This window comes from Staphylococcus sp. GDY8P120P (assembly GCF_017892065.1).
GTDB lineage: Bacteria > Bacillota > Bacilli > Staphylococcales > Staphylococcaceae > Staphylococcus > Staphylococcus nepalensis.
Window position 1 is genome coordinate 1 of sequence record NZ_JAESKI010000002.1, and the last position, 24643, is coordinate 24643.

The window sequence follows — 24643 nt, forward strand, 5'->3', positions numbered from 1 at the left end:
TTTAAGGGTTCAGTGCCAAATTAAATGTCTCACTTTTTGTTATTAAAAATGTTTGGGTGGATATAAAATAGTTCGTATCATTTTTTTTAATATTTTGAATAAAAGGGACAAAAGTCTACATTAAAAATTAGGTTTTTGTCCTACTTTTTGTTATGTTATTTTTAAATAAATTATTAATCATACATAATAAAAGGGGAAGAAAACATGACTATAGAACAATATTGGGAAGGATTTATTGAATTATTTCCAGAATATCAAAATAAAACATATGAAGCATGGTCGTTTGGCGTAGATGAAGATAAATTAGCAACGTTAGTTAGAAAAGGTGAAAAAACTGCTACAACAAGTGGATATAGCTCATATAGAGTTGAAAACGAAAAACTACCTCAAGTAGGAGAAGTGAGTATTGTGCTAAATAAGGCTGGGGAACCTCAATGTATTATAGAAATTACACATATATACCAAGTGCCATTTAATGAAGTTTCTGAACGTCATGCATATCTCGAAGGGGAGGGAGATAAATCCTTAAATTATTGGAAAAAAGCGCATATTGCATTTTTTGAACCTTATTATCAGTCATTAGGTTTGAATTTTGATGAATCTGAAATAATGGTATGTGAAGAATTTAAAGTTTTATACGTATAAGTGAAGCGGCACAATAGTTAGGGTAGCTTCGAGTTTGCTCTCCAAGCAAGCAAAGGGGACAATCTTTGCCTAACTATGTGCCGCTTCTGGGTGAGTGTTTATAAGGGATGTGTTACTTCATATATATATAATGGGACAGTTACATATACATGATTCATATTTCTAAAGGGGAGTTCATTGTTCTGTTTCTTCTGAATTTTAGTCTTGGGCTTGCGCTTCTATTTCTGTTTAATCATCGATGTATTGAAATGTGATTAATAACCTAATGCTAAGTTATCGATATCACCTTCAAGTAGAGAGAGTAAGTTATATAATTCATTTTTGCTGAAATTTTCATCGCATTTAACAGAAATCGTTTTAAAAGTCTTGGTGATAATTTCATATATAGGGTTACCATTTTCAAAAGACTGTTTGTAGATAATCATGATGTCATACCTCCTTGTCTCTCTACACTTATTATAATAATAGAAATACTAAAAAATAACATGGGCCTGTAGTATCAAATTCAAATCAGACATTAGTCTGATTCGTTTTGAGACTGAAACATTTGAATATATTAATTAAATATGAGAAAAAAATTATTTATCTACATTACAAACGAGTATAAATAATTACGATTTGAATAGGGACAGGAATATCCATAATGTCTCAGCTATGAAGATGATGTAGACAGTAAATGAGAACAATAAAAATATAAAGTCTCACTTCTCACAAATTTGTGATTGAATCTGTATGATGAAAGAAGCAATAAAAAAAGCTGAAGCATCGTTAGTTATAACCATGCTTCAGCTTTTTTTACTTATCGTGAGAACTTATACTTCAGTTACTTCAACGTCTATATGTTCAATACGGTTATAAGCGCCGTGATCTACTGGTCCGACGAAATCATTCATTTTCCATCCGTTTTTAATTGCAGAAGCAACAAATGCTTTAGCAGCAATGACCGCTTCTTTTGGAGATTTACCATTTGCTAAATACGCTGTAGTGGCAGCAGCAAATGTACAACCAGCGCCGTGATTATAACTTTGTTGGAACATACCCGTAGTTAATTGATAAAAATGTTCACCATCATAATATAAATCATAAGATTTGGCTTGATCTAACGCTTTGCCGCCTTTAATGATTACATGATTAGCACCTTGGTTATGAATAATTTCAGCAGCTTTCTTCATATCTTCAATTGATTTTAGTGTACCTAAATTTGCTAGTTGGCCCGCTTCAAATAAATTTGGTGTCACCACTGTCGCTTTTGGCAATAAATATTCAATCATAGCATCAGTATTCCCCGGATTTAAGACTTCGTTTTCGCCTTTACATACCATAACTGGGTCGACTACAAAGTAATTAGCGCCTGATTCTACATATGCTTCTCCTGCGCGTTTGATTATTTCTTGTGTTCCTAGCATCCCTGTTTTCACAGCATCTGGACCAATTGAAATTGCTGTTTCTAATTGTTTTTCAAATACGTCAAACGGTATCGGTGTAACATCATGAGACCAAGATTCTTTGTCCATTGTGACAATAGATGTTAAGGCAACAATACCGTAAGTTCCTAACTCTTGGAACGTTTTTAAGTCTGCTTGCATACCTGCGCCAGCACTTGTGTCTGAACCTGCAACGGTTAATGTTTTTTTCAATGCCATGAATTTTCACTCCTAAAATTTCTTTTAATCATATCATATCACGTTTGTCGACTATTCTAAATAACGACGTTTGTAATGTATTGGGATTAACATTATGGGTAAGTTATTACATTATTTTGCATACATTCTATTTGCATATTAAAATAGGAAGTAATTAAGTATAGTTTCTTACAAATGATGCATAAATTTTACTGTACTTGCTTACAGAATGTGTTTAAAGGAAGGCCTGAGCAGAAGCTCATGCATAAGCACTACTAATCCCGCAAGCGAGAAAGTAGTGCTTTATGTTACTATATTAATCGAGGTGAAGTGTTATATGGAATGGTCTGATGTTTTTCAAAAAATAACTACGGAACATGATTTTAGCGAAATGCATCATTTTTTAGAAAATGAATATACTACAGAAACAGTATATCCGGATAGAGAAAATATATATCAAGCATTTGATCTTACGCCTTTTGAAAAAGTGAAAATTGTTATTTTGGGTCAAGACCCTTATCACGGGCCTAACCAAGCACACGGTTTAGCGTTTTCTGTACAGCCCAACGCTAAATTTCCACCATCATTGAGAAATATGTATAAAGAACTTGAAGACGATATAGGATGTGTTCGTAAATCGCCACATTTACAAGATTGGGCTAGAGAAGGCGTTTTATTATTAAATACGGTTTTAACTGTACGACAAGGACAAGCTCATTCTCATAGAAATATCGGGTGGGAAATTTTTACGGACGAAGTCATTAAAATGGTTTCGGAAAATTTGAAAAATGTTGTGTTTATTTTATGGGGAAAGCCAGCTCAACAAAAAGTTAAACTCATTGACACCTCTAAGCATCATATCATTAAATCACCACATCCGAGTCCGTTGTCTGCATATCGTGGTTTCTTTGGTTCAAAGCCATACTCTTTAGCAAATTCATATTTACAAAAAAATGGTATTGAACCAGTAAATTGGTGTGAAAGCGGGTTATAAATAAATGGAAAAAGATAAAATTGTTCAACTTATTGAACAAGAATTAGTTCAAGCAGATGAAGCTAAGAACGACGCAGAATTTGAAAAGCATATTTATGCGATACACACACTAACGTCGTTAGTGACTAGTTCAAATAGTAAGCAACACTATAGAGACAACACGTATTCGCTGTCTTCATCATTTCAATCAGCACGAAATGTAACGCAACATGCGTCTGGCAAAAAACAAGATATTTCACCTGAAGAAATAAAAGCGATGGGAGGAAAGGTGTCTCAATCCTCAGCTCAAAATACACATAATAAGCATTCATTAAATACCAATAAGTTAGTCACCGATGATGAAATTGGTAATGGTGATTCAATTTTTGATTTTTAGTAAAGGAAGGAAGGGTCCATTTTGATGAAAATATTCATTATTTTAGGTGCTTTAAATGCTTTAATGGCAGTTGGTACTGGTGCTTTTGGGGCGCACGGTTTGGAAGGGAAACTTTCAGACAAATATTTATCTGTATGGGAAAAGGCAACAACTTATCAAATGTATCATGGTCTTGGTTTATTATTGATCGGCGTTATTAGCGGTACAACATCAATCAATGTAAATTGGGCAGGTTGGCTTTTATTTTTAGGTATTGTATTTTTTAGTGGTTCACTTTATATTTTAGCGCTAACGCAAATTCGTATACTTGGCGCAATTACACCAATTGGCGGCGTTTTATTTATCGTAGGTTGGTTGATGTTAGTTATAGGTACATTTAAAATATAAATTTATAATTGTTATAGAATTCATCTTAGGGGTATAATACAATCCATGAGGTGAATTTTATTTATGGGAAAAAATGATAGGAAAGTAGATAGAGGAGATTTAAAACAAAACTTATCTGAGAAATTTGTATGGGCAATTGCTTATGGCTCATGTATTGGTTGGGGCGCATTTATTTTACCTGGTGATTGGATTGGTCAATCTGGCCCTATTCCCGCTGCTATTGGTATCGTTATTGGCGCCTTACTAATGATTTTAATTGCGGTCAGTTATGGAGCACTCGTTGAACGTTTTCCAGTTTCAGGGGGCGCTTTCGCATTTAGCTTTTTAGGTTTTGGTAGATATGTTAGTTTTTTCTCATCATGGTTTTTAACTTTTGGTTATATATGTGTAGTAGCTTTAAACGCAACTGCATTTAGTTTATTAATTAAATTCTTATTACCTGATATTTTAGAAACAGGTAAACTGTATACCATTGCAGGATGGGATGTCTATATCACGGAAATATTAATTGCATCATTATTATTAGTTATATTTATGTTTATTGCAATTAAAGGTACAAGTATCTCAGGATCACTACAATTTTATTTCTGTGTAGCATTGGTGATTACAGTCTTAATATTATTTTTCGGTTCTTTCTTTGGTAGTAACTTCTCTTTAGAAAATTTACAACCATTAGCGAATAAAGAAAAAGGGTGGATGACATCTATTATTATGATTGTCGCTGTAGCGCCATGGGCTTATGTAGGATTTGATAATATCCCACAAACTGCAGAAGAATTTGATTTTTCTCCAAACAAAACATTTAAATTAATCGTATATAGTTTGTTAGCCGCAGCAATCACATATGTACTCATGATTCTGTATACAGGATGGTTAAGTAGCTCAGCGAATGGTTTGAATGGCCAACTGTGGTTAACAGGCGCTGTAACAAGTGGCGCATTTGGCTATATAGGTCTAGCAATTTTATCGATTGCTATTATTATGGGTATTTTCACTGGATTAAATGGATTTTTAATGAGTTCAAGTCGTCTATTGTTCTCAATGGGACGTTCTGGTATTATGCCGTCAGTATTTAGTAAATTACACAGTAAATATAAAACACCTTATGTCGCTATTATTTTCTTAGTTGCAATTACATTAATAGCGCCGTGGTTAGGCCGCACAGCTTTAACATGGATTGTTGATATGTCATCTACTGGTGTATCGATTGCATACTTTATCACTTGTCTATCAGCCGCACGATTATTTAGTTATGATAAAACAAGCAATACTTACGGGCCAGTATATAAAACATTAGCAATCTTAGGTACGTTTGTGTCATTTATTTTCTTATTATTGCTACTCATTCCAAGTTCACCAGCTGGTTTATCAATGCCATCATATATCGCGTTGTTCAGTTGGTTAATTATAGGATTAATCTTTTTCATTGTTCGTTATCCAAAATTAAAACAAATGGATAATGATAAATTAAGTAAACTTATCTTAAACCGTTCAGAAGATGAAGTAGTAGATCTTATTAATGAAAATAAAACAAGTGAATCAAAAAGTTAGACAAACTTAAAAAGTAAATTATGAAAGAAACATATATCTTATTAAAGGTAATATTTTTAAAATGATATAAAATAAAGTAGCGCCTTTCCATATTCGCAAGATATACGAATATGGAAAGGCGCTTTTTTTATTGTGAGTTTAAAATTGACGAAAAAGTAGAGATAATATAAAATCGAAAACAGATATCGAATTCCGATTTTAATGAAAGGGGTAATTAATTGGAACGTAAAATTAAACGAAAAGTATTTTTAGGTTTTATCTATATTCATATATTGCATCATGCTAAAGAAGCTCCTATCTATGGTTCTTGGATGATTAATGAATTAGAAGCGCATGGTTATCATATGAGCCCAGGCACGCTATACCCAATTTTTCATACAATGGAAGAAGAAGATTTGTTGAAAAGCGAGCATAGAACTATTAATGGTAAACAGCGAAAGTACTATACTATTACTGTTAGTGGAGAAACTTTTTTAACTGAAACAAAGCAAAAACTAAATGAGCTGATAAATGAAGTTTAAGGAGACTTAAAATGTCTAACTATTTCAAGATTTTTATTGTGGCTTTTAAACTTGGTTTCATATCTTTTGGTGGGCCAACAGCCCATCTAGGATATTTTTATGATGAATATGTTAAAAAGAAGCAATGGTTAAATGAACAAGAATACTCTGAGCTAGTCGTGTTATGTCAGTTTTTGCCGGGGCCAGCTAGCAGTCAAGTTGGTATAGGTATAGGGACGATTAGAGGGGGTATGATTGGCGGTTTTATCTCTTTTATAGGGTTTACGCTCCCATCTGCAGTTATGTTAATGGTATTTGTGCTTGTTTTTACAAATAGTCAAACTACTTTTTCATGGATTCAAGGTTTGAAATTGGTTGCTGTCGCTATTGTGGCTCAAGCTATTATTGGCATGGGGAAGAAATTAACGAATACTAAAACAACCATCACGTTAGCATTATTTGTCTTACTGCTTACGTTGCTCATCCATAGTGTATACATTCAAGTTATTGCGTTGATTTTCACAGGATTATACGGCGCATTTTTCTTAAAAAGTAAAGATGACAGTAATGTAGGGAAAAGAGATAAGCTGTTTTTGGTTCCTAAAAGCATAGGTGTGATATCACTTTTATTGTTTTTTTCGTTACTTATTACTTTACCTATTTTAAGTTCTATAACCACTAATGTATGGGTTCAAATGATGGATAGTTTCTTTCGTTCTGGCGCATTGGTTTTTGGGGGCGGACATGTCGTTTTACCATTGTTAGAAAGTGATTTTGTACCACAAAACCTTATTTCTTCTGAACAATTTATAACTGGTTATGCGGCAGCACAAGGTGTTCCGGGTCCATTATTTACATTTGCTACTTATATTGGCACTTCAATAGAAGGCATAGTAGGGGGGGTATTAGCGACATTTGCTATTTTTTTACCAGCATTTTTATTGTTATATGGCGTATTACCTTTTTGGGATAGTATCAAATCCAATGTCTATGTAAACGCGTTTTTAAAAGGGATTAGCGCTGGTGTAGTCGGTATATTAATTGCAGCTTTTTACAATCCGATTTGGAAATCGACAATTAATACAGAATTAGACTTTGCGTTAGCAAGTGTGTTATTCATCTTACTTATGTATTATAAATGCCCTTCATGGGGAGTTGTCATATTGGGATTAATATTTGGAATTATACTATATTGATGATGTATTTGTTTTAATAAATAAGGAGCCATTCTAAGTTAATATATATGTTAGTTACACGCCCGCTCATTGGATGTTTTACAGATCAATTCGGGGCAAAATTAGTGGTAATGGTTGCTTCGCTACTTTCATTATTAGTTTCGATTCCGTTTATATTTATTAATGGTGATACGTCGATAATTTGACTTGGATTAATATTGTTCGTAAGAGGATGAGCGGTCGGAGAGGCGACGCTAACGTTAACGACAAGTACTTATTATGATTTGAAAAGTAAGTAGTTACCAGCAGCAGGTGTGAGTATAAATATGATTGAAAACATAGGGTCTGGATTCGGTACAGCCTTCGTTGCAATAGTTGTAGCTACAGTGACCAATCGTATTTCAATGCAATCGGAACAAGCGATAATTGGTTATCATGCAGGTCTCTTAGTATCAACCATTGCATTAATGGTGCGCTTTATTTTTGCTAGTTTTTTAAAATGGAAATATAATACATCGAATTAATAAACATCTGTGCCTCTTAAATTGACGCTCAGATGTTTATTAATTTGATAATTATATATGTTTTTTACTGAATTTTGTACCAGAAACAATCAGTTTAGAAATTTGATCGGCGAATAACAAACCTAAAGCAATTGCCCCTGCAATAAGCGTTACTTCTAACATAGTATTAATCGCTTTACTAAATTCTAATAAAATAAGATTTTTGGTCGCATCAAAGGCTGATCCTCCGGGAACCAATGGTATAATGCCAGGCACCATAAATAAAATAACTGGTTCTTTTTTTAAGCGAGCCATCACATGACTCAATAAGCCCAATGCTAGGCTTCCGAAGAAACTTGAATAAATGGTATGAAGTTGAAAACCATCATAAACTAACGTATAGACCATCCAGCCACATGCACCAACAATTCCAACAGCATTATATAAATATTTTGGAACATCAAATATAATACCGAAGAATAATGAAGCGGTATAACTAAATATTAAATTTAAAATCCAAAACATAGACATTGCTCCTAAGAAATAATAAGTACTGTACCTACACCAGCGCCAATACCAAAAGCTGTTACCAATGCTTCTAATGATTTCGTTGTAAACATTAACATATGGCCACTAAATAAATCTTGAATAGCATTAGTGATTAAAACACCAGGTACAATCGGCATGACTGATGAAATAATAATCGCTGAAATAGAGCCACCTTGTATGATAGAACTTCCAAGCACTGCCACTGTACCGATGACGAGCGCACCCATAAATTCTGGGATGAATTTGGCATGTAAGTGTCTGCTTAGAATTTCTACGACAAGATAACCAAAGGCTCCTGCAATGAGCGCTGTAAATATATCGATTAAGTAGCCTCCTTGTAAATATAGAAAGCTAATAGAGATAATAGCAGCTGCAATAAATTTGAAAAATAAATCATGTTTAATACTTTGTTCATTATAAATTTTTTGTAACTCTTGGAACGCGTCTTCAACTGATAAGGCACCATCAGAAAGTTGTCTCGAAACACGATTGGTTCTTGATATACGATGGAGATTGGTGTCTCTTGTTCTAATCCTATATATTCTTGGATAAGATTCGTTATGTAACATAAAGTTAATAACCGTATTCGTAACGAAACTATTGCTTTCCGTGTAACCTAAAGTAAAGGCAATGCGTGTCATTGTATCTTCAACGCGGGAGCCTTCTGCGCCAGATTCAAGCAAAATTCTTCCGGCTAAGATAATGACATCTTTTGCCATTCTTTCATCATAACTTTCCGAGTATTGATTATTTATTGTCATTTAATCACCAATTATACTTTATTTAACTAAACTATGCGTATATTCTATGTCATAGCACTATAAGTTAGTAAGTTAATATGGTTTATTGTAACACTTTATTCAGTTGATATGTTGGTAAAAAAACACTGCTTAAATTTTAAAAAATTGAATTTTATACAATTTTAGCAATTCAATTATGTTTCAAATGTTTCAAATAGGTTAAAATAGTATTAGTTGACTGTTACAAAAAATATTGAGTAGCGACAATATTTAGCAGTTAACCCTTAAATTAAGTAGTGATTAAAGTTCTCCCAAACACACTACATTCAGACAGGCACACTTGTTTAACTTCAAGTGTGCCTTTTAGTTGTTTTCTTCCTACGAAGTAGGGGGTTAGAGAGAGTTATGCATGTCGGAGTATGCCAACCAAGAAGAAGAGAATTAGGAAATGAAAGAAAAGTAAAAAAAAAGATTCAGTGGCACGTAAAATGCCTCTGAATCTTTTATGAATGGATTAATATACAAATGTAGAAAAAGTTAGGGTTCTGACCTATGCTTCACTTAATCTGCAATTATCTCTATCTTACACCTCAAAAAGCGTCGGTAGACTATGCTTAGTTATGATGGTACCTACGTAGAAACTGCCAAAGTCACCATAACGTGCTGTCGTTTCATCAAATCTCATTTCAGAAACAATTTTTTTGAATTGAAGTGGGTCATCAGCAAATAGCGTAACACCCCATTCAAAATCATCAAACCCCATAGAACCTGTGATAAATTGTTTGATTTTACCAGCATATTGGCGACCAATTTTACCATGGTTATACATTAGCGCTTGACGTTCTTCTAATGGTAGCATATACCAGTTATATGTTTCGTTACGACGTTTATCCATAGGATAGAAACAAATATACTCAGTTTGTGGTAATTCTGGGAACAATCTCGGTTTAATGTGAGGATTTTCGTATGGATCTTCATCAGATTTACCAGCTAAATAATTACCTAATTCAATAATAGAAACGTATGAATACGTTGGGATTAAAAAGTCAGTGATTTTCAATTTATTAAATTCATTTTCAAAAGCATTAAGATCTTTTAGTTCAGGACGTAAAGCCCATAAAAGAATATCTGCTTTTTGACCAGTAATATTATAAAACGCATGATCTCCTGCATGATTCGTACGTGCTTCTTCATGTTTATCTAAAAAGGCTTGTAACTCTTCAACTAACGTTTGTCGTTCTTCTTCTGGAACTAAACGTAAACTAGCCCAATCGATAGCATATAATAAATGTAAACTATACCAACCATCTAAAGTTTCTGGTGCTTGTGGCATATTGAATCGCTCCTTTATGAAAAATTTCTATATCTCCACTAAAAATTCTATCATAAAGGTAACTGTAAAACATAAGTAAATGATTACAAATTGGTGACATGGAATTATATAAAAAAATGACGTATAATAGTATTGGAAAAATAAAAGTATTAAAAATTAGAGGAGGCCCCTATGTCTTTATTAGATGTATTACAAGAAAAACTGTCAGGAAAAAATGTGAAAATCGTTTTACCTGAGGGAGAAGATGAACGTGTATTAACAGCGGCGACACAATTACAAAGTACTGATTATGTCACACCAGTACTATTGGGTAATGAAGCAAATATTAATGCATTAGCTGAAGATAACGGTTTAGATATTTCAAACTTAGAGATTATTAACCCTGAAACAAGCGAATTAAAACAAGAGTTAGTTACAGCTTTTGTTGAACGCCGTAAAGGTAAAGCGACTGAAGAACAAGCTCAAGAAATGTTAAAAAATGTCAATTATTTCGGCACGATGCTTGTGTATACAGGCAAAGCTGAAGGTCTTGTTAGTGGTGCTGCACATTCAACTGGTGATACGGTACGTCCTGCACTACAAATCATTAAAACAAAACCAGGCGTATCCAAAACATCAGGTATTTTCTTTATGATTAAAGACGAAGCACAATACATCTTTGGTGATTGTGCAATCAACCCTACATTAGAAGCGCAAGATTTAGCTGAAATTGCAGTAGAAAGCGCAAAATCTGCCCAAAGTTTCGGTATGTCACCTCGTGTAGCAATGTTAAGTTTTTCAACGAAAGGTTCTGCGAAATCTGACGATGTTGAAAAAGTTTCAAACGCTGTAAAATTGGCTCAAGAGAAAGTTGAAGCTGATCAACTTGAAGATGTTATTGTTGATGGGGAATTCCAATTTGATGCTGCAATTGTACCAGAAGTAGCTAAGAAAAAAGCGCCAGATACAAAAATTCAAGGAGATGCTAACGTATTTATCTTCCCAAGTTTAGAGGCTGGCAACATTGGCTATAAAATTGCACAACGTCTAGGTGGTTATGATGCGGTAGGCCCTGTATTACAAGGTCTTAATTCACCAGTGAATGATTTATCACGTGGTTGTTCAATTGAAGACGTGTATAATTTATCAATCATCACTGCTGCACAAGCTTTACAATAATGGATTTAGCTAGCAAATATTTTAACAGTACCACCTGGCGTTATGTTGATCATTCTTCTGGTTTAGCGCCAATGCAATCATTTGCTTTTGATGATACGTTATCGGAAAGTGTTGGTAAAGATTTGTCAAGTAGCATTGTACGTACTTGGATACATCAACATACTATTATTTTAGGTATACATGATTCTAGGTTACCGTATTTACAAGATGGCATTCGCTATTTGACAGAAGAACGAGGTTATAATGCAATTGTGAGAAACTCAGGTGGTCTTGGCGTAGTATTGGACCAAGGCATACTCAATATTTCTCTTATTTTTAAAGGCAAACATGACATTACGATTGATGAAGCATTTTCAGTGATGTATTTATTAGTAGCCAAAATGTTTGAAGATGAAAATGTTGAAATTGAGACTTATGAGATTGAACAATCTTATTGCCCAGGAAAATTCGACTTGAGTATTAATGGGCAAAAATTTGCGGGGATTTCACAAAGACGTGTGCGTGGAGGTATTGCTGTTCAAGTATACCTTTGTGTTGAAGGAGATGGCAGTGAACGCGCTGCTTTAATGAAAGCTTTTTATGAGCGAGCTTTAAAAGGTGAACAAACAAAATTTGAATATCCAAATATTAATCCTCAATGTATGGCATCGTTAGAGCAACTATTAGATAAACAGCTAACAGTTCAAGATGTTATGTTCCAATTATTATACGCGCTTAAAGATTTAGGTGCCAATTTAACAATGGACGATATTACTAATGATGAGTGGGAACGTTATGAAGGATATTTTGAAAAAATGATTGAACGAAATGCTAAAGTTAATCAAAAAATGGACTAGTTAAAATGAAGGCTAGAAATGATACAACATTAAATGTATCGTTTCTGGCTTTTTTAATACGTTAAATAATTAAAGAGATTGTTATATTTGTTGAATTATAGTAATGAAATAAGTAATATAGTGAAAGTATACGTTGAAAAATTGAAAATAAATTGGGTAAGATAAAGTGAAGTTTTTGAATAATAAGCCAGAGCGTTTTATACTAGATAAGTATTGATTACAATTAGTAGCAGGTATTAACTATTTATAACTTATTTTACCCAATTTGAGTAAAAAAATTAAAACTATGACTCGAGTCGTATGTTAATATATGAAAATTATGAGATAATATAGTTTGATTTGTGTGAAATTTGATTAAGTTGTGTAAATAAGATGCACGTAATTTTTTCTTGATTAAAAATGAGAAGATATGAACACTATAGCGAAAATGCGATTAAGTGGAGCATTTCCTGGGAAATGTTATATGGCTATCAATAAAAAGTAATTAATAAAAGGCAATCGCAGTGTAAGGCATATACTATTTAAATTTAAAGAAAATACTAAAGGTGATTGAAAATATGGCACAACAAGGTTATGGGGAAGCAAATGGTAAGGTGATTTTAATAGGAGAACACGCGGTGACGTTTGGAGAGCCTGCAATTGCGATTCCATTTACTACTGGAAGAGTAAGAGCTTTAATAGAATCCTTAAATGTTAATGAATCTTCTTATATTAAAAGTGAAGTTTATGATGGTGAATTAACTTATGCACCTGAACACTTAAAATCAGTGATAACACGATTTATAAATGAATATCATATTCAAACACCAATAAAAGTTTCAATTGATACAAACTTACCGCCATCAAGGGGATTAGGTTCTAGTGCTGCAATGGCTGTAGCATTTGTACGTGCGAGCTTTGATTATTTAAACAAACCCTTATCGGATGAAATGTTGATTGAAGAAGCGAATTGGGCAGAGCGCATTGCGCACGGTAAACCAAGTGGCATAGATACACAAACGATTGTATCTAATAAGCCCGTTTGGTTTCAAAATGGCGTAGTCACAACGTTAAAACCATTAGATTTAAATGGTTATATGGTTGTCATAGACACTGGTATACGAGGATCGACAAAACAAGCAGTAGAAGACGTACATCATTTATGCAAAGCAGATAGTTCATACCTTAGCTATGTAGAACATATCGGTAAACTGGTCCATGAAGCACGTGACTCTATAGAACATCATAACTTTGAACAACTCGCTTCTGTGTTTGATTTGTGCCAAGAAAATTTACGCACGCTCACAGTAAGTCATGAAAAAATTGAGCAGTTGTTAACAATAAGCAAAGCACAGGGTGCTATCGCTGGTAAGTTAACTGGTGGAGGCAGAGGCGGTAGTATGATTGTCCTTGCTTCGACTATAGACGTAGCTGAAAAAATTGCTCAAAGCGCGCAAAGCTTAGGCGCGCATCATACATGGATTGAATATTTAGGAGGTTAGGAACGTTGGTTAGTAGTGGCAAGGCACGTGCACATACAAATATTGCATTGATTAAATATTGGGGCAAGGCTGATGAAGCGTATATTATTCCGATGAATAATAGTTTGTCGGTAACATTAGATCGTTTTTATACAGAAACTAAAGTGACATTTTCTGAAGAATATATCAGAGATGTGCTTGTTTTAAATGGGCAGACAGTAGATGATTCGGAAGCGGCTAAAATACGTCGATTTATGGATGTTGTTAGAAATATAGCAGGTACGTCTATGTATGCATATATTGAAAGTGACAATTTCGTACCAACAGCTGCAGGATTAGCATCATCAGCAAGTGCTTATGCCGCGTTAGCAGCAGCTTGTAATGAAGCTTTAAATCTTAAATTAACGGGTAAAGAACTATCTAGACTTGCTAGAAGGGGTTCAGGATCGGCTTCTAGGAGTATTTATGGTGGTTTTGTAGAATGGGAAAAAGGTTATGATGATGCAACATCATACAGTTTTCCTATTGATGCAGACCATTGGGAAGATGAGTTAGCCATGATTTTTGTAGTGATAAATAATAAAACTAAAAAAGTATCCAGTCGTGCCGGTATGTCACATACACGTGATACTTCTCGTTTTTACCAATATTGGTTAGACCACGTAGATGAGGATATAGCGTCAGTTAAGCATGCGATTAAAGACAAGGATTTTAAATATTTAGGTGAGGTTATTGAAGCAAATGGTTTAAGAATGCATGCTACAAATTTAGGTGCACAACCACCATTTACATATATGGTTGAAGACAGTTACTTAGTAATGGACATCGTGCACCAATGTCGTGAAGCTGGTTATCCATGCTACTTTACGATGGATGCAGGGCCTAATGTTAAAATTTTAGTAGAGAAGAAAAATCAACAAGCAGTGATTGATGCACTACAGAAATCGTTTGAGGATCATCAAATTATCGCGAGTGACATTACACGCACAAACGTTGAAATTATTGAGTAAGGAAGAGATAACATGATTCGAGTAAAAGCTCCAGGTAAACTCTATATTGCAGGTGAATACGCCGTTACAGAACCTGGATATAAATCTGTTTTGATTGCTGTAAATCGATTTGTAACAGCTACAATTGAAGATTCTAATGCGGCAGAGGGCACGATACATTCTAAAACTTTACATCATGAACCGGTCACTTTTCAAAGAGAAGAAGATAAGATTGTAGTATCTGATTTACATGCAGCTAAACAGTTGAAATATGTCATCACAGCTATAGAAGTTTTTGAACAATTTGTTAGCAGCAACCGTATCAATTTAAAACATTTTAACTTAACTATAGACAGTAATTTAGATGACGCTAACGGCCATAAATATGGTTTAGGATCGAGTGCAGCAGTGCTTGTGTCAGTTGTAAAAGCTTTAAATGAGTTTTATGAAACGCATTTATCGAACCTTTATATTTATAAACTCGCAGTTATCGCCAATATGAAACTACAAAGTTTAAGTTCATGTGGGGACATTGCCGTAAGTGTATACACAGGTTGGCTTGCTTATAGTACGTTTGATCATGAATGGGTTTCTCAACAAATTGAAGATACTTCAGTCAATGAAGTATTGAATAAAAACTGGCCTGGATTGCACATCGAACCCTTGCAACCACCAGAAAATATGCAAGTGTTAATAGGGTGGACAGGATCGCCTGCTTCATCACATCATTTAGTTAGTGAAGTAAAGCGTTTAAAATCAGATCCTACTTTTTATGGGAAATTTTTAGAACGTTCTCACGCTTGTGTGGAAAAATTAATACATGCATTTAAAACGAATCACATTAAAGGTGTGCAACAGATGATTCGTATCAACCGTGAAATTATTCAGTCTATGGATAAAGAAGCGACGATAGATATAGAAACTTCACATTTGAAAGTATTGTGTTCTGTAGCTGAAAAATATGGTGGTGCTGCTAAAACATCTGGCGCAGGCGGCGGTGATTGCGGTATCACAATCGTTAATAACGGCGTTGACAAACAGTCTATTTATAAAGAATGGTTAGAAAATGAAGTAAAACCTTTAGAATTTAATATTTATCACGGACAATAGAATAGTAAATAATGAGACAGTACTTAAATTGTAAGATTCAAGTGCTGTTCAGGCTGTCGAGAAAGTCTCCGACTTTGTTGGCAGTTTTTTATACACGTTTTCTATGGCAATGCCTCATTTTGTAGTCTTTGACTAGTACTGTACGCGTAGTGCCACATAAATAACTGACAATATTAAACCAAAATATTATGAGATATGAAAATGAATATCGATGACATTTATAATGTTGAATAAAGCAATTGATAAAAAACCAATATGAAATGATTTCTATATCTGAATTCACTTATCACCTAAAATAGATGAAACGATTAGATTTAAATTTTCCTTATGAACTTGTCAAAGATAAGTATTGCCTTAATCATGGCTGGTCATCCATAGAGCCTGACATTTTAGTGAAAATATTACTTATACAAAGATGATGGACCATCAAATCAATAGAACAAATCATTAAAGAAATAGAAAAAATGTAGCTTACCGTGGGACAGTGCTTAAATTATAAGATTTAAGCGCTGTTTTTTTGATTTTTTACGATGATGAAAGAAATAGCGCTATATTTCCAGGAAAATTTACCTTTAAATGGAAATGATTTCTTTTGTAGATATAGCGTATCTAAATCTTGCTATAGCATTGAAATAACATGATTTAAGATATATCATTCACTTAAGAAAGCGCTTTCAATAAGCGTTTTGAAAAAGGGTGATTATATGAAATTCGGAGGAAATTTTGGAAACGCAATTCGAAGATTTGGAGGTGCTATGATTGTACCAGTGCTTCTCTTTCCATTTTTCGGTATCATTGTTGGGATAGCTACATTATTTAAAAATGAGGCTATTATGGGGGGGATAGCAAATCCTGATAGTTTATGGTATCAAATATGGACTTTAATTGAAAATGGTGGCTGGACACTTTTTCAAAATATAGAACTTATTTTTGTAATAGGTTTACCTATTTCATTGGCTAAAAAATCAGCTGGTCACGCCGTTATGTCTTCTGTAGTTACGTACTTAATGTTTAATTATTTTATTAATAGTATTTTAACTACTTGGGGCCCTGCTTTTGGTGTTGATTTTAAAGGCAATATAGGAGAGGGTACTGGTATAACGGAGTTAGTAGGTATAAAAACACTTGATACTAATATTATTGGAGCGCTCATTATATCAGGTATAGCAATATGGTTACATAATAGATATTATGATAAAAAATTACCTGAATCATTAGGTATTTTTCAAGGCTCTCCTTTCGTGATTATGATTTCATTTTTCTGTATGATTCCGATGGCGTTGTTGACGAGTTGGGGATGGCCAATCGTTCAAGGGTGGATAGCTTCATTGCAAACATTTTTAGCTTCATCAAGTTATGTAGGGGTGTGGTTATTCCACTTTTTAGAGAGAATTTTAATACCTACAGGTTTACATCATTTTATATATACACCATTTGAATATGGACCAGCAGTTGTTGATGGAGGTATTAAATCGTTTTGGATCTCCCATTTAAATGAATATTCACAGACCAATAAGTCATTAAAAGAAATTTTCCCAGGGGGAGGATTTTTATTACAAGGTAACATTAAAATGTTTGGTTCGATTGGTATTGCGCTTGCGATATATTCAACTGCTAAAGCTGATAAAAAGAAAGAAGTTGGTGCTTTATTACTAGCTGCGACGTTAACAGCCGTTTTTGCGGGCATCACTGAACCGCTTGAATTTACATTTATTTTTATAGCACCGTTTTTATTCTTAATACACGCTGTTCTCGGTGCAACAATGGTAACAATTATGCACGCTTTTGGGCTAGTTGGTAACTTAGGTGGCGGGTTGATTGAAATAGCAGCTACCAATTGGATTCCTCTATTTGGTTCTCATTGGGGGACTTATGTAGCTCAATTTATAATCGGTATCATATTTATTTTTATCTACTACTATTTATTTAGGTTTATTATATTGAAATTGGATATACCTATGCCTGGACGAGAAAAGGAAGATAATAAAGATACAAAATTATATACAAAAAAAGATTACCAATCTAATAAAAAGAAAGATAGTAATAATAAAAAAGGTAGTGAATACGATGATAAAGCTGCGATTTATATAGAAGGTTTAGGTGGTAGAGAAAACATCGTTGATGTTACTAATTGTGCTACAAGATTAAGAGTAACTGTCGCAAACCCAAATGAAATAAAAGAAGATGACTTCTTTAAAACAGTCGGGGGCGCACATGGTTTGGTTAAAAGTGGCAAAAATGTGCAAGTCATTGTAGGGCTTTCTGTCCCACAAGTCAGAGAATCTGTAGAACAATTATTAAATGAGTAAAACTACAAAGAAAGCGATGAATTATAAATCGAATTTGGAAAATAATTCATCGCCAACATATCATTTGGAAATCATGTAATTGTGGTAGGCCCTAGCTATAAAATCAAATACGACGTAATAAGGGATGAAACTATAATAATCAATGTGATTAAAAAATTGTATAGGTGAACTATTAACATAGATATTAAAGTTTGCATTTTGAGCAATGTAATTGTCATGAAGCGTAGTCAAGGAAACAAATTTAAGTTCACGCGATTTTATCAACTGAATCGGTTCTTTTAGTTTTTTCGTTTCGCCTGATAAAGAAATAATAAATAGTAAATCTTCATCATCCATTTGATTTATAGCTAATTTGAACTCATTTTCATCATTTAAAACAATAACTTTTTTTGAAATAGATAACATATGTCTCTGAGCTTCTCTAGCTACATTTTGTTGAGCCATTCCTGTCCCAAAAATATAAATAATTGGGGCTGATTCAATTAACTTAATGAGCAAATTATAATCAAACATTTCGAGATGTTCTAGGGTTCGCTGTACGTCTTCAATAATTGGGTCTGTATTTACTAATTTAGTAGGTTCATGGTTAGATTGCATTTTTATATAAAATTTAAAATTACTGTAACCTTCGAAACCGAGTTTCTTGACTAATCTATGAATTGTCGATATGGAGGTATGCGTCAATAAACTTAAGTCATAGATTTTCATAGTTGTTATTTTATCTATATTTTTATGAATAATACTAATAATATGTAAGTCATTTTCAGTCAAATGACTAAAGTGTTTATTAATTAAATCATCAAGTACCATATTTTCGATGCCACCTGTCCATTGGAAAAATTTCCGAATATTGAAAATATAGCTTAATGTTAATATATAAATTATTAATAAGTCAAATTTAATAGTTGTTTTTATATTTTGTTAATAAAAATAATAATTTTGTTTTTTAAATAAAAGAATGGAGCTGGTTCTATGAATTTAAATATTGGCGTAATAGGTTGTGGAGGCATTGCAAATGGTAAACATTTTCCCAGTTTAGAAAAAATACCGGAAGTATCGATAAAAGCTTTCTGTGATATAGATATTCAAAAAGCGAAAGCATCAGCTAGTAAATACGGAATGGAAAATTCAAAAGTTTATGAAGATTTTCATGAATTGTTGAAAGATCCCAAAATTGACGTAGTACATATTTGTACACCTAATAATACACATAAAGACATAACTGTGGCGTCATTAAACGCAGGCAAACATGTTATGTGCGAGAAACCGATGGCAAAAACTTCTGAAGAAGCGGCAGAAATGATAAAAGCGGCAGAAGATAATAATAAAAAATTAACAATAGGTTACCAAAATAGATTTAGAGCTGATAGCCAGCATTTGCATAAAATTTGTCAACGAGGGGATTTAGGAGAAGTTTATTTTAGTAAAGCACATGCAATTCGAAGACGTGCCGTGCCAACTTGGGGTGTATTTTTAGACGAAGAAAAGCAAGGCGGAGGCCCGCTTATTGATATAGGCACACACGCCTTAGATTTAACATTATGGATGATGGATAACTATGAACCAGAATCTGTGATGGGTTCTACATTCCATAAATTAGGAAAAAAAGAAAATGCCGCAAATGCTTGGGGGTCTTGGGATACAGAAACATTTACAGTTGAAGATTCTGCATTTGGATTTATAAAAATGAAAAATGGCGCAACAATTATTTTAGAATCCAGTTGGGCGCTTAACAGCCTAGAAGTGGATGAAGCCAAATGTTCACTATCAGGAACGGAAGGTGGCGCTGATATGAAAGACGGATTGAGAATTCATGGAGAAGATTTAAGCACTTTATTTACCTCGAAAATTGAGTATGATAACCCAGGTGTGGATTTTTTTGAAAGCGAGTCTGTAGATGAAGCTGAAGAAGAGGCTCGTTCTTGGATAAACAATATCCTTTACGATACAGACCCGGTAGTAAAACCTAGGGAAGCGTTTGTCGTTACTCAAATTCTGGAAGCAATTTATCAATCAGCTAAAACAGGAGAAGCAATATATTTAAGCAATAATTAAAGGGGCAATGTTATGAATATCCTAATTTGGAATGAATATAGACATGAAATAGAAAATGAAGAAGTGAGAAAAGTTTACCCTGAAGGTATTCATAAGGCGATTGCATCATTTTTAGAAGAACATCATGTTGAAACTGCAACATTAGACGAAGCACATCACGGTCTATCGGACGAAAATTTAAATAAAACAGATGTTTTAATTTGGTGGGGGCATAAAGCGCATGATGAAGTCCAAGACGAAATCTGTGAAAAAATAAAATCACACGTATTGGAAGGTATGGGGTTGATTGTTTTACATTCTGGACATTTTTCTAAGATTTTCAAATCATTGATGGGAACAACGTGTGATCTTAAATGGAGAGAAGCAGATGAAAAAGAAAGGTTATGGGTAGTAGACCCTACACATCCAATCACTGAAGGGCTGAATAGTTATATTGAATTAGATAAAGAAGAAATGTATGGAGAGCATTTTGATATTCCTGCGCCTGATGAAACAATTTTTATAAGTTGGTTTGAAGGGGGAGAAGTATTTAGAAGCGGTGTGACCTTTAAAAGAGGGAAAGGAAAAATATTTTATTTTAGGCCAGGGCATGAAAGTTATCCAACTTATTACAATAAAGAGATTCAACGAGTTATAAAAAATGGTGTTCAGTGGGCGAAGCGTAACCATGCACCAACACATGATTATGGCAATGTTAAACCACTGGAGGATATATCAGAAAAATGATTTGGGGGTGACAATTTGAATAAATTAAAAATTGGAATTGTGGGCTGTGGAGGTATTGCTAGAAATAGACATATACCAGCATTTCAAGAATTAAACGAAATTACTGACATAGTGGCAGTGCATGATATTAATTATGATTTGGCTAAAAATGTTGCAGAAAATAACAATATTGAATTTGTAATGGAAGATTATCAACAGATGTTTGAATTAGTTGATGCTATCGCAGTATGCACGCCCAATAAATTTCACGCTGAAATTAGTATAGCAGCATTAAATTCTGGTGTTCACGTCTTTTGTGAAAAACCGATGGCTTTGAATAAATTAGAATGCGAAAGGATGGTGGAAGCTGCAAATCATTCTGGGAAATTATTAGCAATAGGTTACCATTATAGATTTACAGACGCTGCTATAACTGCCAAAAAAGCTATTTTAAATGGTGCAGTAGGAGATCCTTTAGTTATTCGTACACAAGCATTGCGTAGGAGAAAAGTCCCTGGTTGGGGTGTATTTACTAATAAATTGTTGCAAGGTGGAGGCAGCTTAATTGATTATGGGTGCCACTTACTTGATCTTTCTTTATGGCTATTAGAAGATAATGAACCGGTGGAAATTTTAGCTAAAACTTACAATAGATTGAGTAAAACGCCCAATCAAATCAATGACTGGGGGACATTTAATCATGAAACATTTGATGTTGATGATCATGTCTCATGCTTTATTATATTTAAAGATAATGCATCAATGCAATTTGAGTGTTCTTGGGCAGCCAATATCAAAGATGACTCAAAACATTTAAGTATTTCAGGTGTTGATGGTGGTATCAGTTTATATCCTTTTGAATTATATCAGCATAAATATGGGACATGCTTTACAGAAAAAGCGGTAGTGGACCACGATGAAACATTAGCGGCAAAAAGACAAGCGACAAATTTTGTGAAAAGTTGTTTGGGCGAAGCAGATTTAGTAGTGAAACCTGAAGAAGCACAGCGTACCAGTTTAATAATCGATGCGATATATAAAAGTAGTGTTGAAGGCCGTAGTATAAGATTATCAAACGTTTAAGGAGTGATTTTTTATGAAAATCGGAGTATTTTCTGTATTATTTCAAGATAAAACATTTGAAGAGATGTTGGATTATGTTGTGGATGCCGGTGTAGATATGATTGAAATTGGGACAGGCGGTAACCCTGGTAACCAATTTTGCCCTTTAGATGATTTATTAGAAGATGAAAGAAAACGTAAGGCATATATCGATGCGATTCATAAAAGAGGGTTAAGTATAAGTGCTTTTAGTTGTCATAATAACCCTATATCACCTAATAATGAAACTGCTGCAAAATCAGATGAAACGTTAATTAAAACCATTAAACTAGCAGCTTTATTAAATGTTCCAGTAGTTAATACTTTTTCAGGTGTAGCTGGTTCAGATGAAACAGCAAAATTCCCTAATTGGCCAGTAACCCCATGGCCAACTGTTTATTCCAATATTTTGGAGTGGCAATGGGAAGAAAAACTTATACCTTACTGGAAAAAACTTGGCGAATTTGCGAAGGAACAGGGAGTTAAGATTGCGATCGAATTACATGCAGGATTTTTAGTTCATACGCCTTATACATTATTAAAATTAAGAAAAGTGACAAATGATTTTATAGGCGCAAATCTTGATCCAAGTCATCTTTGGTGGCAAGGTATTGACCCAATAGCTGCGATTAAAATATTAGGTAAAGAGAATGCAATACACCATTTTCATGCAAAAGATACATACATTGATCAAGAAAATGTAAATATGTATGGATTAACTGATATGCAACCCTATAGTAATGTTAACACTCGAGCTTGGACATTCCGAACTGTTGGTTATGGGCATAGTCCTAATGTTTGGGGAGAAATGGTTAGTGCATTAAGAATCAATGGGTATGACTATGTAATTAGTATAGAACATGAAGATCCAATTATGTCTATTGAAGAGGGATTTGTCAAAGCTGTTAATAATTTAAAATCAATCAACATTGAACATCCTGCCCCAGATTTATGGTGGACGTAGCTGGTTTCAATGATGTAGTAACTGGATTTTTAATGTAAATGCAGCGTAGAAACAAAAGGTTTCTACGCTGTTTTTTAGTTATTTGACAAAAAAGTTATTTACATTATTTTATGATGTGGAACTTGAATTTTTTTATAAATAGAGTAAAATAATTAGAGTTATAAATGTAAGACATGAATGAGGATAAATTAGTTTTTATATGGTTTATATACATACTTTATATAAAATGAAGCGGTTTTGAATTTATAATAAAATTTTAGAAAGGTGAGGGTGGTTTTGCAAAATAAATTTTTGATTTGTGACGATTGTCAGGGTGTTAATTGTAAATCTTTAGAGAAAAAACTTACAAAATTAGACTCTGATGCTGAAATAGAAATCGGTTGTCAATCCTATTGTGGGCCTGGTCGACGTAAAACTTTTGCATTTGTTAATAATCGGCCACTCGCAGCCTTAACTGAAGAGGAACTTATGGAAAAAGTTGAAAAACAATTACAAAAACCAAGAGATCCAGAAGAAGAAGAACGCTTAAGAAAACGTAACGAAGAACGTAAACGACGAAAAGAAGATCAAGACCGCAAATTAAAAGAAAAATTAGCTAAGAAGAAAAGTAAATGATAAACACCAAAAATCGAAGATACAAGAGAGGGTTAATCTATGTGTTGCGTTTTGATGATTGTTTGTACGAATGAATATTAAAAACACTTCCGTTAATTTCATCATGTAATATGAGATTGGTACGAAAGTGTTTTTTAATTCTATTTTATTTGAAAATATAACATTATTTATTATTAAAGTTTAAAGTGCTGTATAGCCACCATCAATTGTAAACACACTACCTTGGGCAAATGAAGAAGCATCAGAAGCTAGATATACAACAATACCACCGAGTTCATTTGGTGTGCCTGGTCTGCCCATAGGTGTGAATCCCATCCAGTCTTTAATCATTTCTCCACCTTGGTCAAAGAAAGGTTTAGTAAGTTCCGTTTTCATATAACCTGGTGCGATTGTATTCACTTTTATATTATATTTTGACCATTCCATTGCCAAACTTTTCGTTAACATGATTACCCCGGCTTTAGAAGCATTATATGAACATTGTTCTTGTGGTTTGTTAGCAATAAGTCCTGACATAGAAGATGTGTTAATGATGGAACCGTAGCCCTGTTTAATCATTACACGACCGACTGATTGTGCAACTAAAAATATACCGTTTAGGTTTAGATTGATGACTTTATTCCAATCCTCGAATGACATCTCTTCAGCTTTTGCATTAATTGTCATTCCAGCGTTGTTAACTAAAATATCTATTTTTTTAAATTGTTTAACTACTGCTTCGACCATTTGATTGACATCTTCTGGGTTTGTCACGTCAACTTTTATAGCGATTGCTTCTACATTTTCGTTATCACTAATTTCTTTGGCTGTTTCGTCCGCTATTTCTTTGTTAATATCGGCAATTACAATATTAGAACCAGCTTGTGCTAATGCAGTAGCCATGGCTTTACCTAACCCCATAGCGCCTCCTGTTACGATTGCTACTTTCTCGTCTAATTTAAATTGTTCTAAAATATTTGTCATGTT

At 33.7% G+C, this 24643-nt stretch carries 26 protein-coding genes; 19 read left to right on the plus strand and 7 right to left on the minus strand.

Going from position 1 to position 24643, the window contains the following annotated elements; translation table 11 throughout:
- Positions 1-204: 204 nt before the first annotated feature.
- A complete protein-coding gene (locus KA900_RS00325; protein ID WP_103372749.1) occupies positions 205-645 on the plus strand; it encodes an ASCH domain-containing protein in 441 nt (146 codons plus the stop codon).
- A gap of 254 nt (positions 646-899) precedes the next feature.
- On the opposite strand, the gene vraX is transcribed toward KA900_RS00325, so the two are convergent.
- Together vraX and thiD are read right to left on the minus strand one after the other, a co-directional pair.
- On the minus strand, positions 900-1070 hold the full coding sequence (gene vraX, locus KA900_RS00330; RefSeq protein WP_096810856.1) for a C1q-binding complement inhibitor VraX: 171 nt from the start codon (positions 1068-1070) through the stop codon (positions 900-902).
- 387 nt (positions 1071-1457) lie between these two features.
- The gene (gene thiD / locus KA900_RS00335) at positions 1458-2288 is read right to left on the minus strand and encodes a bifunctional hydroxymethylpyrimidine kinase/phosphomethylpyrimidine kinase (protein WP_210139163.1); all 831 of its coding nucleotides are present in this window, start codon (positions 2286-2288) and stop codon (positions 1458-1460) included.
- Between the two features lie 316 nt (positions 2289-2604).
- Between thiD and KA900_RS00340 the strand changes: the two genes are divergently transcribed.
- The 7 genes from KA900_RS00340 to KA900_RS00370 all read left to right on the plus strand — a co-directional run bounded on the left by KA900_RS00340 (position 2605) and on the right by KA900_RS00370 (position 7774).
- Positions 2605-3261 carry a uracil-DNA glycosylase gene (locus KA900_RS00340; protein WP_210139164.1) on the plus strand — a complete coding sequence of 219 codons (657 nt, stop codon included), beginning with the start codon at positions 2605-2607 and terminating at the stop codon, positions 3259-3261.
- Positions 3262-3265: 4 nt separating this feature from the next.
- Positions 3266-3637: a DUF5327 family protein gene (locus KA900_RS00345; RefSeq protein WP_096810853.1), complete on the plus strand. Its 372-nt coding sequence runs from the start codon at positions 3266-3268 to the stop codon at positions 3635-3637.
- Positions 3638-3661: 24 nt separating this feature from the next.
- Positions 3662-4024 (plus strand): DUF423 domain-containing protein, encoded by a 363-nt coding sequence (locus KA900_RS00350; protein WP_096810852.1) that lies wholly within the window; start codon positions 3662-3664, stop codon positions 4022-4024.
- A 63-nt stretch (positions 4025-4087) separates the two neighbouring features.
- Positions 4088-5575, plus strand: coding sequence for an APC family permease (locus KA900_RS00355; protein ID WP_096810851.1), 1488 nt, complete (start codon positions 4088-4090; stop codon positions 5573-5575).
- Between the two features lie 218 nt (positions 5576-5793).
- On the plus strand, positions 5794-6096 hold the full coding sequence (locus tag KA900_RS00360) for a PadR family transcriptional regulator (RefSeq protein WP_096810850.1): 303 nt from the start codon (positions 5794-5796) through the stop codon (positions 6094-6096).
- Between the two features lie 11 nt (positions 6097-6107).
- Positions 6108-7271, plus strand: a complete 1164-nt coding sequence (chrA, locus tag KA900_RS00365) for a chromate efflux transporter (RefSeq protein ID WP_207606458.1) — start codon at positions 6108-6110, stop codon at positions 7269-7271.
- Between the two features lie 305 nt (positions 7272-7576).
- Positions 7577-7774: a hypothetical protein gene (locus tag KA900_RS00370; RefSeq protein WP_103372752.1), complete on the plus strand. Its 198-nt coding sequence runs from the start codon at positions 7577-7579 to the stop codon at positions 7772-7774.
- A 51-nt stretch (positions 7775-7825) separates the two neighbouring features.
- On the opposite strand, the gene KA900_RS00375 is transcribed toward KA900_RS00370, so the two are convergent.
- The 3 genes from KA900_RS00375 to hemQ form a co-directional block, all read right to left on the minus strand.
- Complete coding sequence (locus tag KA900_RS00375; protein ID WP_096810847.1) at positions 7826-8278, minus strand: threonine/serine exporter family protein; 453 nt, start codon at positions 8276-8278, stop codon at positions 7826-7828.
- A gap of 11 nt (positions 8279-8289) precedes the next feature.
- On the minus strand, positions 8290-9057 hold the full coding sequence (locus KA900_RS00380) for a threonine/serine exporter family protein (protein WP_369967586.1): 768 nt from the start codon (positions 9055-9057) through the stop codon (positions 8290-8292).
- A 568-nt stretch (positions 9058-9625) separates the two neighbouring features.
- Positions 9626-10375: a hydrogen peroxide-dependent heme synthase gene (gene hemQ, locus KA900_RS00385; RefSeq protein ID WP_096810845.1), complete on the minus strand. Its 750-nt coding sequence runs from the start codon at positions 10373-10375 to the stop codon at positions 9626-9628.
- A gap of 171 nt (positions 10376-10546) precedes the next feature.
- Between hemQ and pta the strand changes: the two genes are divergently transcribed.
- The 6 genes from pta (at position 10547) to KA900_RS00415 (ending at position 18237) form a co-directional block, all read left to right on the plus strand.
- Positions 10547-11533 (plus strand): phosphate acetyltransferase, encoded by a 987-nt coding sequence (gene pta, locus KA900_RS00390; protein WP_103372755.1) that lies wholly within the window; start codon positions 10547-10549, stop codon positions 11531-11533.
- Positions 11533-12369 carry a lipoate--protein ligase family protein gene (locus KA900_RS00395; protein ID WP_119488001.1) on the plus strand — a complete coding sequence of 279 codons (837 nt, stop codon included), beginning with the start codon at positions 11533-11535 and terminating at the stop codon, positions 12367-12369. The genes pta and KA900_RS00395 overlap by 1 nt, the downstream gene beginning before the upstream one ends.
- 557 nt (positions 12370-12926) lie before the next feature.
- Entirely contained in the window at positions 12927-13850 is a 924-nt protein-coding gene (gene mvk / locus KA900_RS00400) for a mevalonate kinase (RefSeq protein ID WP_103372756.1), read from the plus strand.
- Between the two features lie 5 nt (positions 13851-13855).
- Positions 13856-14839, plus strand: a complete 984-nt coding sequence (mvaD, locus tag KA900_RS00405; RefSeq protein ID WP_103372757.1) for a diphosphomevalonate decarboxylase — start codon at positions 13856-13858, stop codon at positions 14837-14839.
- A gap of 12 nt (positions 14840-14851) precedes the next feature.
- Positions 14852-15928, plus strand: a complete 1077-nt coding sequence (locus KA900_RS00410) for a phosphomevalonate kinase (RefSeq protein ID WP_103372758.1) — start codon at positions 14852-14854, stop codon at positions 15926-15928.
- A gap of 704 nt (positions 15929-16632) precedes the next feature.
- The gene (locus tag KA900_RS00415) at positions 16633-18237 is read left to right on the plus strand and encodes an alpha-glucoside-specific PTS transporter subunit IIBC (RefSeq protein ID WP_096810839.1); all 1605 of its coding nucleotides are present in this window, start codon (positions 16633-16635) and stop codon (positions 18235-18237) included.
- Positions 18238-18297: 60 nt separating this feature from the next.
- On the opposite strand, the gene KA900_RS00420 is transcribed toward KA900_RS00415, so the two are convergent.
- Positions 18298-19047 (minus strand): MurR/RpiR family transcriptional regulator, encoded by a 750-nt coding sequence (locus KA900_RS00420; protein WP_096810838.1) that lies wholly within the window; start codon positions 19045-19047, stop codon positions 18298-18300.
- 162 nt (positions 19048-19209) lie between these two features.
- On the opposite strand from KA900_RS00420, the gene KA900_RS00425 reads away from it, so the two are divergent.
- From KA900_RS00425 to KA900_RS00445, 5 genes are all read left to right on the plus strand, one after another.
- Positions 19210-20292, plus strand: coding sequence for a Gfo/Idh/MocA family protein (locus KA900_RS00425; RefSeq protein WP_103372853.1), 1083 nt, complete (start codon positions 19210-19212; stop codon positions 20290-20292).
- 12 nt (positions 20293-20304) lie between these two features.
- Positions 20305-21018: a ThuA domain-containing protein gene (locus KA900_RS00430; protein WP_103372854.1), complete on the plus strand. Its 714-nt coding sequence runs from the start codon at positions 20305-20307 to the stop codon at positions 21016-21018.
- 15 nt (positions 21019-21033) lie between these two features.
- A complete protein-coding gene (locus KA900_RS00435) occupies positions 21034-22080 on the plus strand; it encodes a Gfo/Idh/MocA family protein (protein WP_210139165.1) in 1047 nt (348 codons plus the stop codon).
- A 13-nt stretch (positions 22081-22093) separates the two neighbouring features.
- The gene (locus KA900_RS00440) at positions 22094-23062 is read left to right on the plus strand and encodes a sugar phosphate isomerase/epimerase family protein (RefSeq protein ID WP_096810834.1); all 969 of its coding nucleotides are present in this window, start codon (positions 22094-22096) and stop codon (positions 23060-23062) included.
- A 276-nt stretch (positions 23063-23338) separates the two neighbouring features.
- Complete coding sequence (locus KA900_RS00445; protein WP_210139166.1) at positions 23339-23677, plus strand: YuzB family protein; 339 nt, start codon at positions 23339-23341, stop codon at positions 23675-23677.
- Positions 23678-23857: 180 nt separating this feature from the next.
- Here KA900_RS00445 and KA900_RS00450 read toward each other — a convergent pair whose 3' ends face one another.
- Positions 23858-24640 (minus strand): glucose 1-dehydrogenase, encoded by a 783-nt coding sequence (locus KA900_RS00450; protein WP_103372855.1) that lies wholly within the window; start codon positions 24638-24640, stop codon positions 23858-23860.
- Positions 24641-24643 lie beyond the last annotated feature (3 nt).